The 13,356-nt window shown below is 72.7% G+C and carries 18 protein-coding genes and 1 tRNA gene; 11 read left to right on the top strand and 8 right to left on the bottom strand.

The window, feature by feature from the left end; genetic code table 11:
• Positions 1 to 4 precede the first annotated feature (4 nt).
• The gene (gene rph, locus E4P38_RS18410; RefSeq protein WP_135133414.1) at positions 5 to 727 is read left to right on the top strand and encodes a ribonuclease PH; all 723 of its coding nucleotides are present in this window, start codon (positions 5 to 7) and stop codon (positions 725 to 727) included.
• Positions 724 to 1,332, top strand: a complete 609-nt coding sequence (gene rdgB, locus E4P38_RS18405; protein ID WP_135133413.1) for an RdgB/HAM1 family non-canonical purine NTP pyrophosphatase — start codon at positions 724 to 726, stop codon at positions 1,330 to 1,332. The genes rph and rdgB overlap by 4 nt, the downstream gene beginning before the upstream one ends.
• A 3-nt stretch (positions 1,333 to 1,335) precedes the next feature.
• Here rdgB and E4P38_RS18400 read toward each other — a convergent pair whose 3' ends face one another.
• Entirely contained in the window at positions 1,336 to 1,596 is a 261-nt protein-coding gene (locus tag E4P38_RS18400) for a hypothetical protein (protein WP_135133412.1), read from the bottom strand.
• Positions 1,597 to 1,667: 71 nt separating this feature from the next.
• The gene (locus E4P38_RS18395) at positions 1,668 to 2,279 is read right to left on the bottom strand and encodes a class I SAM-dependent methyltransferase (RefSeq protein ID WP_135133411.1); all 612 of its coding nucleotides are present in this window, start codon (positions 2,277 to 2,279) and stop codon (positions 1,668 to 1,670) included.
• A gap of 117 nt (positions 2,280 to 2,396) precedes the next feature.
• Between E4P38_RS18395 and E4P38_RS18390 the strand changes: the two genes are divergently transcribed.
• Entirely contained in the window at positions 2,397 to 3,317 is a 921-nt protein-coding gene (locus tag E4P38_RS18390; RefSeq protein WP_135133410.1) for a hypothetical protein, read from the top strand.
• On the opposite strand, the gene E4P38_RS18385 is transcribed toward E4P38_RS18390, so the two are convergent.
• A complete protein-coding gene (locus tag E4P38_RS18385) occupies positions 3,214 to 3,906 on the bottom strand; it encodes a DUF664 domain-containing protein (protein ID WP_209309182.1) in 693 nt (230 codons plus the stop codon). The genes E4P38_RS18390 and E4P38_RS18385 overlap by 104 nt on opposite strands.
• A gap of 98 nt (positions 3,907 to 4,004) precedes the next feature.
• On the opposite strand from E4P38_RS18385, the gene E4P38_RS18380 reads away from it, so the two are divergent.
• Positions 4,005 to 4,253: a hypothetical protein gene (locus E4P38_RS18380; RefSeq protein ID WP_135133409.1), complete on the top strand. Its 249-nt coding sequence runs from the start codon at positions 4,005 to 4,007 to the stop codon at positions 4,251 to 4,253.
• A gap of 35 nt (positions 4,254 to 4,288) precedes the next feature.
• Here the strand turns inward: E4P38_RS18380 and E4P38_RS18375 are convergent, their stop codons facing one another.
• Entirely contained in the window at positions 4,289 to 4,846 is a 558-nt protein-coding gene (locus tag E4P38_RS18375) for a dihydrofolate reductase family protein (RefSeq protein ID WP_135133408.1), read from the bottom strand.
• 177 nt (positions 4,847 to 5,023) lie between these two features.
• Positions 5,024 to 5,104: transfer RNA gene (locus tag E4P38_RS18370), tRNA-Leu, on the bottom strand.
• An 88-nt stretch (positions 5,105 to 5,192) separates the two neighbouring features.
• Here E4P38_RS18370 and E4P38_RS18365 point away from each other — a divergent pair.
• Both E4P38_RS18365 and E4P38_RS18360 read left to right on the top strand, forming a co-directional pair.
• Positions 5,193 to 5,423, top strand: coding sequence for a DUF3618 domain-containing protein (locus tag E4P38_RS18365; protein ID WP_135133407.1), 231 nt, complete (start codon positions 5,193 to 5,195; stop codon positions 5,421 to 5,423).
• Position 5,424: 1 nt separating this feature from the next.
• The gene (locus tag E4P38_RS18360; RefSeq protein WP_135133406.1) at positions 5,425 to 5,913 is read left to right on the top strand and encodes a DUF427 domain-containing protein; all 489 of its coding nucleotides are present in this window, start codon (positions 5,425 to 5,427) and stop codon (positions 5,911 to 5,913) included.
• A gap of 10 nt (positions 5,914 to 5,923) precedes the next feature.
• Here E4P38_RS18360 and E4P38_RS18355 read toward each other — a convergent pair whose 3' ends face one another.
• Positions 5,924 to 6,547 carry a TetR/AcrR family transcriptional regulator gene (locus tag E4P38_RS18355; RefSeq protein WP_135133405.1) on the bottom strand — a complete coding sequence of 208 codons (624 nt, stop codon included), beginning with the start codon at positions 6,545 to 6,547 and terminating at the stop codon, positions 5,924 to 5,926.
• 147 nt (positions 6,548 to 6,694) lie between these two features.
• Between E4P38_RS18355 and E4P38_RS18350 the strand changes: the two genes are divergently transcribed.
• Entirely contained in the window at positions 6,695 to 7,807 is a 1,113-nt protein-coding gene (locus E4P38_RS18350; protein WP_167760619.1) for an EAL domain-containing protein, read from the top strand.
• A gap of 1 nt (position 7,808) precedes the next feature.
• On the opposite strand, the gene E4P38_RS18345 is transcribed toward E4P38_RS18350, so the two are convergent.
• On the bottom strand, positions 7,809 to 8,432 hold the full coding sequence (locus tag E4P38_RS18345; RefSeq protein ID WP_135133403.1) for a histidine phosphatase family protein: 624 nt from the start codon (positions 8,430 to 8,432) through the stop codon (positions 7,809 to 7,811).
• Between the two features lie 58 nt (positions 8,433 to 8,490).
• Between E4P38_RS18345 and E4P38_RS18340 the strand changes: the two genes are divergently transcribed.
• Positions 8,491 to 9,345, top strand: a complete 855-nt coding sequence (locus E4P38_RS18340; protein ID WP_135133402.1) for an aldo/keto reductase — start codon at positions 8,491 to 8,493, stop codon at positions 9,343 to 9,345.
• A 3-nt stretch (positions 9,346 to 9,348) separates the two neighbouring features.
• On the opposite strand, the gene E4P38_RS18335 is transcribed toward E4P38_RS18340, so the two are convergent.
• Positions 9,349 to 9,801 carry an STAS domain-containing protein gene (locus tag E4P38_RS18335; protein ID WP_135133401.1) on the bottom strand — a complete coding sequence of 151 codons (453 nt, stop codon included), beginning with the start codon at positions 9,799 to 9,801 and terminating at the stop codon, positions 9,349 to 9,351.
• A 184-nt stretch (positions 9,802 to 9,985) separates the two neighbouring features.
• On the opposite strand from E4P38_RS18335, the gene E4P38_RS18330 reads away from it, so the two are divergent.
• The 3 genes from E4P38_RS18330 to E4P38_RS18320 all read left to right on the top strand — a co-directional run bounded on the left by E4P38_RS18330 (position 9,986) and on the right by E4P38_RS18320 (position 13,340).
• Positions 9,986 to 11,140 carry an acyl-CoA dehydrogenase family protein gene (locus E4P38_RS18330; RefSeq protein ID WP_135133400.1) on the top strand — a complete coding sequence of 385 codons (1,155 nt, stop codon included), beginning with the start codon at positions 9,986 to 9,988 and terminating at the stop codon, positions 11,138 to 11,140.
• A complete protein-coding gene (locus E4P38_RS18325) occupies positions 11,133 to 11,798 on the top strand; it encodes a PaaI family thioesterase (protein ID WP_135133399.1) in 666 nt (221 codons plus the stop codon). Before E4P38_RS18330 ends, E4P38_RS18325 begins: the two co-directional genes overlap by 8 nt.
• A gap of 63 nt (positions 11,799 to 11,861) precedes the next feature.
• On the top strand, positions 11,862 to 13,340 hold the full coding sequence (locus tag E4P38_RS18320) for an ATP-binding protein (RefSeq protein WP_135133398.1): 1,479 nt from the start codon (positions 11,862 to 11,864) through the stop codon (positions 13,338 to 13,340).
• Positions 13,341 to 13,356: the final 16 nt, after the last annotated feature.

The raw sequence follows: 13,356 nt of genomic DNA, 5'->3' as shown, positions 1-13,356 counted from the left end.
TCTCGTGACCCGCCCCGACGGCCGTACAGCCGACCAGCTCCGCCCCGTGACCATCACCCGCTCCTGGCTCGACCACGCCGAGGGGTCCGTGCTCGTCGAGTTCGGCCGCACGCGCGTGCTGTGCGCGGCCAGCGTGACCGAGGGCGTGCCGCGCTGGCGCAAGGGCTCGGGCCTGGGCTGGGTGACCGCGGAGTACGCGATGCTCCCGCGGGCCACCCACACCCGGAGTGACCGCGAGTCGGTGAAGGGCCGCATCGGCGGCCGCACCCATGAGATCAGCCGGTTGATCGGCCGCTCGCTGCGCGCCTCGATCGACCTGGCCGCTCTCGGCGAGAACAGCATCGCCATCGACTGCGACGTCCTGCAGGCCGACGGCGGCACCCGGACCGCAGCCATCACGGGCGCCTACGTGGCCCTCGCCGACGCCGTCTCGTGGCTGGGCGACCGCAAGAAGCTGGCCAAGCCCCACGCGATCGGCCAGTCGGTCGCGGCTGTCAGCGTCGGGGTGATCGACGGCGAGCCCCGGCTGGACCTCGCCTACGAGGAGGACGTGCGCGCCGGCACCGACATGAACGTCGTGTGCACCGGCGACGGGAACTTCGTCGAGGTCCAGGGCACCGCGGAGGGCGCGGTGTTCGACCGGAAGACCCTCGACGAGCTGCTGGACCTCGCGGTCGCCGGCTGCGCCGAGCTGACCCGGCTGCAGGCCGAAGCGCTGGCTCGATGAGCACCCTGCTCCTGGCCACCCGCAACGCGGGCAAGCTCGCGGAGCTGCAGCGGCTGCTGGAGTCCGCCGTCCCCGGGGTGCAGGTCATCGGCCTGCGCGACGTCGACGAGTACCCGGAGGCGCCCGAGACCGGCGCGACGTTCGAGGAGAACGCCCTGCTGAAGGCGCGCGAGGCGGTGCGCCACACGGGTCTGCCCGCCGTGGCCGACGACTCCGGTCTGACCGTCGACGCGCTCAACGGGATGCCCGGGGTGCTCTCGGCCCGGTGGTCGGGCCGGCACGGGGACGACGAGGCGAACACCGCGCTGCTGCTGGGGCAGATCGCCGACGTGCCCGACGAACGCCGGGGTGCGGCGTTCGTCTGCGCGGCCGCGCTCGTGACCCCCGACGGCACCGAGCGGGTCCTCGCGCGGCAGTGGCGGGGCAGCGTGATCCGCGGGAAGCGCGGCGCCAACGGGTTCGGCTACGACCCGGTGTTCGTGCCGGAGGGACTCGACGTCACCTCGGCGGAGCTGACGCCGGAGGAGAAGGACGCGCGCAGTCACCGCGGCCAGGCATTCGCCGCGCTGGTGCCGGTGCTCGCCGAGGTCCTTCGGGCCGGCTGACGCTCAGTTCTGCCCGAAGCCCAGCCAGTCGAAGGCGTCGACCTCGTCGCGGCGCGGGTCGTGCAGCTCACCGCTCCACTTCGCCTCGCTGTGCCGCCCCCTGCGGACGAGGTCGCGCGGGGTTGCGAAGGTGAACGGGCCGGGCATGTCGGGCGCGCGGTGGCGGCCGGTCGTGGGCACGGCGTGGGCGGGGGCAGGGGAGACCACGGCGGCGCGGGCGACGGCCGCGGGCAGCCAGGTGGCCGACGAAGCAGAGCTGGTCATGCCTAGGACTTCGGCCGGTCGGGTTCCGCTCCCGAGGCGAGCGGCGGCGGTCCCACCCCGAAGGGTGACCGTCAGGCCGCGGCGCGCCCCTCGTACATGGAGCCCTGGGACTTCGGCGCGCCCTTCTCGTACTGCTGGCTCAGTTCGGTCACCGTGAGCGGCGAGGCGCCCAGCAGGGAACGGACGTCGTTGTCCAGGATGCAACCGGCGATCGCCCGGTTGATCGAGTTGGTGCGGCGCTGCCACCGGACGACGGTGGGGTCCGGCGCCAGGCCGTGCTCGACGAAGTGCAGCGACGCGCCCGGCTTCAGGACGCGGGCCACCTCCGCCAGCGCGGCACCCGCGTCGGGGATGCCGCAGAGCACCCACGTGCACAGCGCGGCGTCGAAACGGTCGTCGGGAAAGGGGAGCGACTGCGCGTCGTCACCGGCCACGACCACCGGGATCTCCGAGGCGCTCCGACGCTCCTCGCTCAGCCGGAGGGCGGTCGCGGACGGCTCGATCGCCCACACGCCGGTCACCGCCGTCGGCAGGTGCGGTTGGTTGAGTCCCGAGCCGTAGCCGATCTCGAGGACGTCGCCGCTCAGGCCGGCGCAGACGCGGTCGCGTACCTCGCCGGTGGCGCGACCGTTCAGGGCGAGGTTGTGCAGTCGTGGCCGGAGGTGCTCGGTGTAGACGCCCATCGGCGCAGGCTGCTCGGAAGGCCGAGGACGCGCAAGGGCTCCCCGTCCGGCCCCGGACCTGGACGCGGGCGCCGACGGCCCGGAGCGGTCCGGCGGAGGAGCGCGCACAGTGGGCCGGTGCTGGTCTCCGTGGACGACGTCCGGTCGCTGCGTTTTTCCGACGGGACGCCGGTGACCGCGGCGTCCGGCATCGCACCGCTGGGCGACGGCTGGCTCATCTGTCAGGACGACGCCACGTTCGCCGCGTGGCGCCGTGCCGCCGAGATCACGCCGGTGCGGGTCCTGCCGCCGGTGGAGGGACACGACACGTTCAGCGAGGCGCGCGGGACGAAGCGCCTCAAGCCGGATCTGGAGGTGGCCTGTCCGGTCGAGGTGGACGGGGAGCCGGCGGTCCTGCTGCTCGGATCGGGCTCCACGAGCCGGCGGATGCGCGGCGTGCTCGTGCAGCTCAGCGACGGCCGGCCCGTCGCGCAGGCCGCCGACCTCGATCGCCTCTACGAACGGGTCGCGCAGCGGCTCGGCCTGCCCCTGGAGCACCTCAATCTCGAGGGCGCCGCCCGTCACGACGGGACCGTGCGGTGGTTCAACCGCGGCAACCTGGCCGCGGGAGTGCGCTCCGCGAGCGTGGACCTCTCGCTGGAGGAGCTCGTCGCCGCCGCGATTCACCGGACCGGTGGCGGCTCGGTGCAGGTCCGGCACCCCCGCGGCTACGACCTCGGTTCGGTCGGGGGTGTCGGTCTCGCCGTGACCGACGCGATCACGCTGCCCGATGGTCGGATGCTGCTCAGCGCAGCTGCCGAGGACACCCCCAACGCCGTCGACGACGGTCCCGTTGTTGCCTCCGCGCTCGTCCTCGTGGACGGCGACAGCGTCGTCGACGTCGCGCCGATCCCACAGGTGGACGGCCACGTGCACAAGGTCGAGGGGCTCGCCCTCAGCAGGCTCCGCCCGGACGAGGTGCACCTGCTGGCCGTCGTGGACGGTGACGACCCGGGAACTCCGTCGGTCGAGCTGGACCTGCGGGTCCGCCTGGCCTGACGCTCAGGAGAGGCCGGGCGTGGACCTCGGCGCGAGGCGCCAGTCGGCCGGGGGGTCCTCCCCGACACGGCCGTCCACGGCCTCGCGGAGCAGATCGGCATGCCCGCCCGGTGTGCCGGCCGTACTCCTCGATGAGGTCGCAGACGAGCCGGCGGAGGCTGGCATGGCGGCCGTCCGGCGACGAGACGTGGACGAGCTGGTCGAGTCCGCCGTCGGCCAGCGCCGAGGTCAGGCGCTCGCGGGACCGCGCGACGGCGTCGTCCCAGAACGCGTACAGCTGCTCGGGGGTGTCCTGGGCCGCGGAGGTGAGCGGCCAGTCGTCGCCGTCCCACTCGGAGAAATCCCACGGGGCCCCGACCGGCTGCCCTGTCAGCTTGGTGGTGAAGAGGTAGTCCTCCACGAACGCCAGATGCTTGAGCAGGCCGCCGAGCGTCAGCGACGAGGCGCCGATGCGGGTCTGCAACCCCGCCGCGTCCAGGTCGTCGGCCTTCCACCGGAAGGTCGTGCGGAGGCGGTCGAGCGCCCCGACGAGATGCTCGGACTCGGTGCCGGCCAGGGGCGGTTCCCACGGGGGGTCGCTGTCGATCATTGCGGCACCGTAGGGCCTCGGCCGGGGAGCCGGCACGACGTCGATACCGTCAGGGCGATCGGGCGCACCGGGCGACCGGACGAGCGAGGGAGTGCCGGATGGCCAACCTGGAGTCGCTGCGCCGGTTCGGCCTGGTGCTGGAGATGGCGGAGGCCGCCGGAGAGGGCGACTGGGCCGGCTGGACGAAGGTGCTCAGCGGCCTGGACGACGACACGCGCGCCGACGTCGTCCGCCAGTCGTCGCTGGTCATCGCCATGCTGTGCGACCGGGAGGCCGAGCGGCGGGGCATCACCCGCGACCAGTTCCTCGCCCAGTTCCGGGCCGAGGCCATGGAGCAGCTCGGCTGATCCGGGAAGGGAGCGACGGTGTCGGAGCTGCCGGCTCAGCGGGTTCGGTAGCGGGCGTAGATCAGACCGGTGTCGAAGGCGCGCTCCTCGACCAGCTCCAGATCGAGGCGGACGCCGTCGGGGAAGAACCGCTTGCCGCCACCGACCACGCTGGTCGTCATGAAGAGGTGGTACTCGTCCACCAGGCCCGCGGCGATCGCCTGGGCGGCGAGGTTCGGGCCGTCGATGCTGAGGTCGTGGTCAGCCTCGGCCTTGAGCGTGCGCACCGCGTCCGGGTCGAACGTCCGCTCGATCCTGGTCTTCGCGCTGGACGCCGACTCCAGCGTCGTGGAGTAGACGACCTTCTCGGCGGCCTGCCAGTCCCGGGCGTACTGCAGGATGTGCGGAGGCGCGTCGGGCTCGGTGTGCGCGGTCTCCCAGAAGACCATCGTCTCGTACATCCGGCGGCCGTAGAGGAACGTGCCGACCGACCGGAACACGTCACCGATGAAGGTGTGCACCTCTTCGTCCTCGGCCCCGGTGCCGAGGTCGCCCTCCGCCGCCTCGGCGTAGCCGTCCAGCGAGGTGATCATCGAGTAGATCAGCTTGGCCATGCGTCTCCTTCGCGTACGGGCGCGTCAGTTCCCCGGCAGGTCCTGGTGGTTCTGACCGCACGCAGGCCCGGAACTCATCGACCAGCCGCGGTGGCCGTCCGCAGCGGCTCGAGCTCGTACTCCGCGCCCACGAGCCCGCAGCCTGCCGCACCGGACGGTGCTGGGGATTCACTGTTGTGCGGGAGGGGGGACTCGAACCCCCACGCCCGAAGGCACCAGATCCTAAGTCTGGCGTGGCTGCCGTTACACCACTCCCGCTCGGTCCCGAAGTCTAGAAGTAGCCCTCCCGGGTGTCCCTGGGGTTCGCGGGTGAGCCCGCCTGCGGATCGTCTGGCAGGCTGTCGCCGTGCCTCGCGACCCACGACAGATCCAGCTCGAGATCGACGCCGCCCGCGAGTCGCTGGCCGCCACCCTGGACCAGCTGACCTACCGGACGAGCCCGACGCGCCTGAAGGCCAAGGGCAGGGACGCCGTCCAGCGCTTCCTGCAGACCCCGGCCGGGATGGCGACCGTGGGTGCGGTCGGCCTGCTGATCACCTTCGCCGTCGTCCAGAAGATCCGGCACCGCAACGACTGACGTGCGCCGCGACCCGGTGGGCCCGGGCCAGGAGTCGGTCTGGGACTACCCGCGGCCGCCCTCGGCCGACGTGACCGCCCGGCGCATCGTCGTCGAGTTCGGCGGCCGTGTGCTCGCCGACAGCGTCCGTGCCGTCCGCGTCTGCGAGACCAGCCACCCGCCCGTGTACTACGTCCCCCGTGAGGACGTCGCCGACGGCGTGCTCGAGCGCGCCGGGGGCGGTTCGTGGTGCGAGTGGAAGGGCGCCGCCACCTACTGGGATGTCGTCGTCGACGGGACGCGCGTGCCCCAGGCCGCCTGGTCCTACGAGGACCCGAGCCCCGGCTTCGAGCACCTGCGGGGCGCGGTCGCGTTCTATCCGGGCAAGGTCGACCGCGCGCTCGTCGACGGGGAGACGGCGCGGCCGCAGGCGGGCGGGTTCTACGGCGGCTGGATCACCGACGAGGTCGTCGGACCGTTCAAGGGGGAGCCGGGCACGCTCGGCTGGTAGCCGCGCCGGATCAGACAGCCACGCTGGACGCGCGGACCAGCGGAAGGATCACCGTCTCGAGCACCTCGTCGGCGTACGCCTCGTCCACCGTGTCCCCGGTCAGCAGCCAGCGCTGCACGAGCAGTGCGCTGGTGGTCTCCGCAAGAACGGAGCCGGCGATGCCCGGCCCGATCTCGCCGCGGCCCTCGGCGCGGGCCCAGATCTGGTCGAAGGCGTGGCGCCAGACGCCCAGCGGGCCGTTCCGGAAGGCCTGCGCCAGCGCCGGCTGGTGCGGCACCGTCGACAGCAGGGACAGGGTGGCGGCGCCGGTCGGTCCCGTGATGACGGCGACCAGCGACCGCAGGATCGCCCGCAGGTCGCCCTCGAGGGAGCCGGTGTCCTCCGGCGTCGCCTCGGCGCGGTTCAGGTCGGAGATCGTGTCGACGACGAGGTCCTGCTTGGTGCGCCAGCGGCGGTAGATCGTCGCCTTGCCGACGCCGGCCTCCGACGCCACGGCGTCCATCGTGAGCGCGCCGTATCCAACGTCGGCCAGCAGGCGCAGGATGGCGGCCCGGATGACCCCGTCGCGGCTGGGATCGCGGGGTCGCCCTCCGCGGCTCGGGCGGGGGATCTCGGTCGGCGTGAGCACGGACATGGGGCAGACCTTAGACACTAAAGATAAGAACGTTCCAGAACTTCGCCTACGAGTAACCTGTGAGTGTCAATCCGGAAGACCCTCCGGGCCGCCGCGCGCCTGTGCGCCGGCGGGAAAACGGTCAGTCATCCTGCGGGTGTGGGAACGATGTGTGGCGGGGTGTGCGGCTGCCGCCAGAACTGGGAGATCCCGGGTCCCGCGACCCGGGCGCTGGTGGCCACCTCGATCGGGCACGTCCTGCCGAGCGTGTCCCGGATCGCGAAGGCGATGGGGCTGACGGTCTACTCGTCCCCTCAGCTGCTGGACATCCTCGACGACCGCGGCGGGCGCCGACTGGACCGGCTCTTCCAGATCCTGGCCCGTGAGCTCACCGCCGCCGAGACCGAGGCACTCCGGGTGGTCACCGATCCACCCGGCGAGGGGGCCGCGCTCACCGCGCGACTGCTGACGGCACCCACGCTCGCCGTCGAGCTGGCCCGCCGCGGGGTGACCGTGGAGGTGGGCGTCCTCGCCGAGGCGGAGTTCTGGTCGGTCTACCAGCCGATCGTGTCCCTCGCCGACCGTTCCGTCGCCGCCCACGAGGCCCTGCTGCGCGGCGTCGTCGACGGCCGCGAGGTCGGGGGCGGTGACCTGTTCTTCGTTGCCGAGCAGGCCGGCTGGCTGCACCGGCTCGACCGGATCGGCCGCGAGTCCGCGATCACCGGCGCGGTGCCCTGGCTCGGGGACGACGACCTGTTCGTCAACTTCAACCCGACCTCGATCTACCGGCCGCAGGTCTGCCTGGCCAGCACAGAGCGGGTGGTGCACGAGACGGGGATCGAGCCCGCACAGCTGGTGTTCGAGGTGGTCGAGTCGCACGCGATCGCCGACCGCGGTCACCTGGTCTCCATCCTCGACCACTACCGCACGCTGGGCTGGCGGGTCGCCCTGGACGACGTCGGCGCCGGCTGGTCGAGCCTGTCGCTGCTCGCGGCCGTCCGCCCCGATGTCGTGAAGCTCGACAAGCGACTGGTGCAGGAGCTCCCGGACGACGGGGCGCGCACCGTCCTGAAGGCGGTCACCGATCTCGCCCACCAGCTCGGCGCCGTCGTCGTGGCCGAGGGCGTGGAGACCGAGCGGCTCGCCGACGAGGTGACCGCGCTCGGCGCCGACCTGGGTCAGGGCTGGCTGTTCGGCCGGCCCGTGCGCCCGCAGCCGCCGGTCGAGGAGCCCGAAGGCAGATGGCAGCCGGTCACGCCGGCGCGGGCACTGACGACGTAGCTCAGGAGCAGCCGGTGTTCCAGCCGGTCAGTGCGGGCCGGTCGTGCTCGTGGCCCAGGACGCCGAAGCGGCCGGTCGCGAGGGGGAAGAGGGCGCCGGCCTCCGGGCCCAGACGGAGCCACCGGGCGGTGAGGATGCGCAGCACGTGCCCGTGCGCCACCAGCGCGACGTCGCCGTCGGGCAGCAGTGGCCGGACCTTGTCCAGGACGCGGTCGACCCGCTGGGCCACCTGGTCGAGGCTCTCCCCGGGGGTGTCGCCGGGGGCGGTTCCGTCGGCCCACAGGGACCACTGCCTGCCCAGTTCCGCGCTGATGTCCTTCGTCGTCCGGCCCTCGTAGGCCCCGTAGTCGACCTCGACGAGGTCCGGGTCGAGGGAGGTGTCGACCGCGCCGTCCATGAGCCCGGCCAGCTCCGCCGTCCGCCGGGCTCGGGTGAGCGGGCTGACGAAGGCGTGTGTGATGTGCCGCTCCGCGAGGACGGGTCCGAGGCGCCGTCCGTCGGCCTCTCCATCGGGGAGCAGTGGCAGGTCGGTCAGGCCGGTGTGCTGGCCGCTGCGGCTCCACTCGGTCTGCCCGTGCCGCACCACGATGATCTCCCCGACCCGCCCACCGAGAACCTCGCCCATCCCGCCATCGAACACGGTGCCGGGAACACCCGCGCGGTGTGCCGTGCTGGCCCCAGACATGACCACTGCACAACTGAGCGACACGTTCTCCATCGGCGGCGACCTGCCCATCCATCGGCTCGGCTACGGCGCGATGCAGCTGCCCGGCCCCGGCGTCTGGGGTGAGCCCGCCGACCGGGACGGCGCGCTGCGCGTTGTCCGGGCAGCGGTGGAGCAGGGCGTCGACTTCATCGACACCGCCGACTCCTACGGGCCGCTCGTCAGCGAGCAGATCATCGCCGAGGCGCTGCACCCCTACCCGGAGAACCTCGTCATCGGCTCGAAGGCCGGCTTCACCCGGCAGGGCCCGGGCGTCTGGACGGTGGTCGGCCACCCGGCCTACCTGACCCAGCAGGTGGAGCTCTCGCTGCGGCACCTGAAGGTGGACCGGATCGACCTCATCCAGCTGCACCGCATCGACCCCGCCGTGCCGCTGGCCGACCAGCTGGGCGCTTTCAAGGACCTGCAGGACCAGGGCAAGGTCCGGCACATCGGTGTCTCGGAGGTGTCGGTCGAGGAGCTGGCGGCGGCGCGGGAGATCGTGGACGTCGTCAGCGTGCAGAACCTCTACAACCTGACCAACCGGCAGAGCCAGGACGTGCTCGACTACGCCACGGCCGAGAACATCGCGTTCATCCCGTGGTTCCCGATCGCCACGGGTGACCTCGCCGCACCCGACAGCCCGGTGGCCGACATCGCCGGCGAGCTGGGCGCGACGCCGTCCCAGGTGGCGCTGGCGTGGCTGCTGCAGAAGTCGCCGGTCGTGCTGCCCATCCCCGGCACCAAGTCCGTGGAGCACCTCACGGAGAACATGGGCGCCGCCGGCATCACGCTGTCCGCCGAGGACATCGCCCGCCTGGATGCCCTCGCCTGATCGTCAGTCGCGGCGCGCGAATCGTCCGGCTGCGACGGGCGACTGCGCGCCGCGCACGGGGACGGGGTGCCCGCTCACCGGACGGCGGGCCGGTACTGCCCGCCGAACCGGGGCGGGGGGCGACGTCGGACGTGCCGGCAGAGGCCCGTCCAGAACCAGCCGGCCGGTGAGGTCGGCCAGGCCGATCAGCCGCCGGGTGGCGGCGAGGGCCCCGACGATCCGGCACGAGCGCCCGGCCGCGGCCAGCTCGCCGGTGAACGTGGCGAGCGCGTGCAGTCCCGAGCAGTCCCAGAAGGAGGCCCCGGCGATGTCGACGACGACCTGCCGGGTGCCCAGACCAGCGCCCTGGGTCAGGGCATCGGACAGCAGGGGAACGGTGGACATGTCCGCGTCCCCGGTCAGCCGGACCACGACCTGGTCGGGGCCCGGGACGAGGGCGACGTTGAGTGGCGGCACTGCGCCTCCGGTCGATCGTCGGGCCGGACACCCGGTACTCGGGGGACCGCGTAACGAGGCTAAACCGGGCGGACGCGCTTTGACAACGGAGAGCAATCGTTTGACTCCGTTAAGTTTGCAGAGGCCGCCACTACCGGGAAGCCCCGCGGGAGCGGCCCGCGGGCGCACGCGTCACCATGGCGGCGTGGACGCTGAAGACTTCCGCCAGATCAGGGACGCGGTCCGGGCTCTGGTCCGTGAATCGGTCATCCCCCGCGAGGAGCAGATCGAGGACGAGGACCGCATCCCCGACGAGCTGCGTGCGCAGGCCGCCGAGATGGGCCTGTTCGGGTACGCGCTGCCGGAGGAGTACGGCGGCCTCGGCGTGACCATGAGCGAGGACGTGCAGCTGGCGTTCGAGTTCGGCTACACCACGCCGGCGTTCCGCTCGCTCTTCGGCACCAACAACGGCATCGCAGGGCAGGTGATCGCCAAGTTCGGCACCGAGGAGCAGAAGAAGGCGTACCTGCCCCGCCTGGCAGCCGGCGAGCTCATCGGCTCCTTCGCCCTCACCGAGGCCGAGGCCGGCTCCGACCCCGCCGGCCTGCGCACCAGCGCACGCCGCGACCGCGACGAATGGGTGATCAACGGCAGCAAGCGCTACATCACCAACGCGCCGATCGCCGACCTCTTCGTCGTGTTCGCCCGGAGCAACCCCGACGAGCGCGGCGGCCGCGGGATCTCCAGTTTCGTCGTCGAGACGTCGACGGCGGGCGTGACCGTCGGCCCCAAGGACAAGAAGATGGGGCAATCCGGGGCCTGGACCGCGGAGGTCTTCTTCGACGACGTGCGGGTGCCCGCCGAGGCGCTCATCGGCGAGGAGGGTCGCGGGTACGCCAAGGCGCTCACCGTGCTCTCCCGCGGCCGGCTGCACATCGCGGCGCTGTGCGTCGGCATGGCGCAGCGGGTGCTCGACGAGTCGGTCGCCTACGCCGCCACCGCCAAGCAGGGCGGTGCGCCCATCGGCCGGTTCCAGCTGGTCCAGGGGATGCTCGCCGACATGCACGCCGGGCTGCTGGCCGGGCGCGCCATGGTCCGCGAGGTCGCGGCCGCCTACGACACCGGTGCGGACACCTCCGTCGGCCCCTCGTCGGCGAAGCTCTTCTGCACCGAGATGGTCGGCCGGGCGACGGACTCCGCCGTCCAGATCCACGGCGGCATGGGCTACCTGAGGACGACGCCGGTGGAGCGCTTCTACCGCGACGCCCGGCTGTTCCGGCTCTACGAGGGCACCAGCGAGGTGCAGCGGGTGATCGTCGGCGGCGCGCTGCTGCGCGAAGCCGGCATGCCCCGTGGCTGAAGCCCGCGACGAGCGCCGGGCCGCGGTGGGCGAGCTCGGTGCTGCGCTGCGGGAACTCGTCGACGCCGCCGTCCGCACCGAGGTGCCGATCCCCGAGCTGGCCGAGGCCGCCCTCCTGGCGCGGGAGGTCACGGGCCGGCTCCGCAGGCAGAGCCGGGAGCTGCACGAGATCGCCTCCGTGGACGACCCGGAGATCGGTGAGCGCTGGTACAGCCCGGTCTACGGCCCGGGCAACCCGGTCGCACCCCCGATGGTCGCCACCGACACTCCGGACGGCCGGGCGACCGGCCGGGTCACCCTCGGCAAGGCCCACGAGGGCCCGCCGGGTCTGGTGCACGGCGGCGTCGTCGCGACCCTGCTCGACCACGTGCTCGCCCGGGCAATCCGGGCGGCCGGCCGCGGCGGCCTGACCGCCACGATCACCGTCACCTACCGGCGTCCGGTGCGCCTCGGCGTCCCCCTGCTCGCGACCGCGGAGATGGGGACCACGGAGGGGCGGCGGACGACGGCAACCGCCCGGCTCGTGGCCGAGGACGACCCAGGGACGACGCTCGCCGAGGCGGAGGGCTTGTTCGTGGCGCTACGCCCCGAGCGGGCCGCCGACGTCTTCGCGCAGACCGGCCGCGACGTCACGGCCTGGTCCAGCAGGACCGACTGAATACCGGTAGCTGAACCCGCTCGTTCCGGCTACTGTCCGCTCCCACGGACCGGGAGGGCAGCGGTGGTCGAAGAGCGCGGATGGGCCTCCTACGGCCCGGTGCCGGTCAGCCCGCCCTCCTCCGACGGGGCACTGCGACCAGAACTCGCCGACGTCGGCCGGCTGGCCCGTCGCGGCCTGCGTGCGGTGGTCGGCGCCGCACGCGCCGCCGACCGACCGCGGCTCTCGCGGATCCTGGGCGAACACCTCGGTCCCGGGGCCACCGCCTTCGACGTGGTCGAGGAGACCTGGCCGAGCTACGACCACGTCAACGTGCAGGCCGGACTGGACGCCTGGCTGACCGACGCGCGCCGCAGCTGGGAACTCGTCGGTGTCACGAACTTCCAGCACGCCATGTTCCGCCTGGGCGACCTGTTCTCCGGCGGCGAGGGACGGCACGACGTGATGGGGCTGCAGCCGGGCAACCCCGCCACCGTCAACCTGGCGTGCGGGCCGGACGGCGAGGTCCGCCCGTGCCAGCGATGCGGGATCTACCTGGTGCGTGAGGGGGACGTGCGGACGACTCTGCTGCTGCGCGGCGCCTCACCGGAGTTCGGTATCGAGCAGGTGTCCGTGCAGATCGTCAGCACCGATTCCCAGGCTGGGGCCAGGGCAGCCGCGGAGATCCGGGCGGCGTCCGTCGAGCACAACGTCTTCCGCGGGCAGGTGCTGTCCTTCGGGCAGGAGGTCTTCGGGCACGGGCAGACACTGCTGCAGTTCCACCGTCGGCCCACCCTCACTGCCGCGCAGCTCATCCTGCCGCCGGAGACCCTCGCCTCGTTGCAGCGGCAGGTCGTCGAGGTGGCCAGCCACAAGGAGCGGCTGCTCGCGGCCGGCCAGCACCTCAAGCGCGGGCTGCTGCTCTACGGGCCGCCGGGGACCGGCAAGACGCACACCATCCGGTACCTGACCAGCAGCCTCGCGGGCACCACGGTCCTACAGCTCACCGGCAACGCGATGCACCTGATCGCCGAGGCATGCTCGGTCGCCCGAGCCCTGCAGCCGGCGATGCTGGTGATCGAGGACGTCGATCTCATCGCCGACGATCGTGGGATGCACCCCGGGCAGCATCCGCTGCTGTTCCAGCTGCTCAACGAGATGGACGGCCTCGCCGACGACGCCGACGTGGTCTTCGTGCTGACCACCAACCGGGCCGACCTGCTCGAGCCGGCACTGGCCGCCCGACCCGGCCGCGTCGACCAGGCGGTCGCTCTCGGGCTGCCCGACGCGGACGCTCGCCGCGCGCTGTTCGAGCTCTACCGCGGCACGCTGCCGGTCGATACCTCAGGTCTGGACGACGTCATCGCCCGGACCGAGGGTGTCACCGCGTCGTTCCTCAAGGAGCTGCTGAGACGGGCCGCACTCCTCGCCGCGAGCCGTACACCTGGCGCCGAAGCCCTCGCGGTGTCGGCCGGCGACCTCGCCGTCGCACTCGACGAACTCCTGGACACGCGCAACGCCATGACGCGCACTCTCCTGGGCAGCGCCGCGGCTGACGTCTGACCGCTGAGCGCCGCAC

Origin of the sequence: Blastococcus sp. CT_GayMR16 (assembly GCF_004570875.1) — a bacterium.
Lineage (GTDB): Bacteria > Actinomycetota > Actinomycetes > Mycobacteriales > Geodermatophilaceae > Blastococcus_B.
This window is presented reverse-complemented; position numbering and strand designations above follow the sequence as displayed.

What these genes read in the sequence shown, in the direction of transcription:
- E4P38_RS18385 (WP_209309182.1), bottom strand. Translation starts at nt 3,906, where the DNA reads ATGATCGACAGCGACCCCCCGTGGGAACCGCCCCTGGCCGGCACCGAG.
- E4P38_RS18375 (WP_135133408.1), bottom strand. Translation starts at nt 4,846, where the DNA reads ATGGCCAAGCTGATCTACTCGATGATCACCTCGCTGGACGGCTACGCC.
- E4P38_RS18345 (WP_135133403.1), bottom strand. Translation starts at nt 8,432, where the DNA reads ATGGGCGAGGTTCTCGGTGGGCGGGTCGGGGAGATCATCGTGGTGCGG.
- E4P38_RS18380 (WP_135133409.1), top strand. Translation starts at nt 4,005, where the DNA reads ATGGCCAACCTGGAGTCGCTGCGCCGGTTCGGCCTGGTGCTGGAGATG.
- E4P38_RS18395 (WP_135133411.1), bottom strand. Translation starts at nt 2,279, where the DNA reads ATGGGCGTCTACACCGAGCACCTCCGGCCACGACTGCACAACCTCGCC.
- rdgB (WP_135133413.1), top strand. Translation starts at nt 724, where the DNA reads ATGAGCACCCTGCTCCTGGCCACCCGCAACGCGGGCAAGCTCGCGGAG.
- E4P38_RS18350 (WP_167760619.1), top strand. Translation starts at nt 6,695, where the DNA reads ATGTGTGGCGGGGTGTGCGGCTGCCGCCAGAACTGGGAGATCCCGGGT.
- E4P38_RS18340 (WP_135133402.1), top strand. Translation starts at nt 8,491, where the DNA reads ATGACCACTGCACAACTGAGCGACACGTTCTCCATCGGCGGCGACCTG.
- E4P38_RS18355 (WP_135133405.1), bottom strand. Translation starts at nt 6,547, where the DNA reads ATGTCCGTGCTCACGCCGACCGAGATCCCCCGCCCGAGCCGCGGAGGG.
- E4P38_RS18400 (WP_135133412.1), bottom strand. Translation starts at nt 1,596, where the DNA reads ATGACCAGCTCTGCTTCGTCGGCCACCTGGCTGCCCGCGGCCGTCGCC.